The 1,267-nt window shown below is 49.6% G+C and carries 1 protein-coding gene; it reads left to right on the forward strand.

Annotated features, from left to right (window positions below):
- The first annotated feature begins 75 nt into the window (after nt 1-75).
- Nucleotides 76-1,226 (forward strand): IS3 family transposase gene (locus tag PSHG_RS22430; RefSeq protein WP_197070105.1). Its coding sequence is split into 2 segments (ribosomal slippage): nt 76-331 and nt 331-1,226, totalling 1,152 coding nucleotides; the frame shifts between segments, so codons are not numbered across the junction.
- Nucleotides 1,227-1,267 lie beyond the last annotated feature (41 nt).

Genomic DNA, 1,267 nt, shown 5'->3' on the forward strand with positions numbered 1-1,267 from the left:
TGATGCTAGACTAAATAGTGGACACCGAGAATCGAGAATGCGACAATAAACCTAGCAAAATCGAGGTGTCCGAAGATGAGTCAGAAATATGACAAAGAGTTCAAAATCCAAACCGTAAAAATGATTCAGGAACAGGGGAAGCCGGTGGCGCAGGTCGCCCGAGAATTGGGCGTATCCGACAATACTCTGTACCGCTGGATCAACGAATTCAAACAGGATCCGGTCAATGCGTTTCGCGGCAGCGGCAACCTGAAAATCGAGGAAAAAACCCTTCTCGAAATGCAGAAACGAATCCGCCAACTCGAGATGGAGAACGAAATTTTAAAAAAGGCGATGCACATCTTCGCAAAAGACCGGAACTGATCTTTGCGTTTATCCACAAACACCGCTCCAAGTATCCGGTATCGGAGATGTGCAAGGTTTTGAACGTATCCCGGAGTGGTTATTATCAATGGACCAGGCGCCAGGAAAGCGAGCAAAAGAAACGTCGCCGAGAACTGGAACAACAGATTAGCCGTATCTTTGTGGACTCGCGTCGCCTGTACGGCAGCCCGAAGATCGCTCAAGTCTTGCGCCAGCAAGGTGTTCGGGTATCCGAAAAAACGGTCGCCCGCATCATGAAGGAACTGGGGCTTAAGTCGCGCACCGTCAAGAAATACAAGGCGACGACGAACTCGAACCACAATCTGCCAGTGCATGACAATGTGCTGAACCAGCAGTTCAGGGCACAAGCTCCCAATCAAGTCTGGATGGCGGACATCACTTACGTTCCGACAGACGAGGGATGGCTCTATGTCGCGAGCGTGATGGACTTGTACACGCGCAAAATCGTAGGCTGGCACGCCGATGAGCGAATGACCAAGGAATTGGTCCTGCAAGCTCTGGATCAGGCTTACAACCGTCAACGGCCGAAAGGCGAAGTCCTGCATCATTCCGATCGCGGCAGCCAATACGCATCTCATGAGTACCAAAAACGGCTCTTGAAATACGGGATGAAATGCAGCATGAGCCGCAAGGGCAACTGCTATGACAATGCCTGCATCGAATCGTTCCACAGCGTGCTCAAAAAGGAACTCGTCTATCTGGAGAAGTTCAGAACCCGCAAGGAAGCCCAAAGTCGGATTTTTGAATACATCGAGTTTTTCTACAACCGGAAACGCGTACATTCCGCTATCGGGTATCTTACACCTTTTCAATACGAACAAATGTACGGTCAAATTGCGTAATTTTCTCGATTCTGGCTGTCCAATCTATTGACAGAGGTCCA

This window comes from Paenibacillus senegalensis JC66, assembly GCF_000285515.1.
In the GTDB taxonomy this organism is placed as follows: Bacteria; Bacillota; Bacilli; order Paenibacillales; family NBRC-103111; genus Paenibacillus_L; species Paenibacillus_L senegalensis.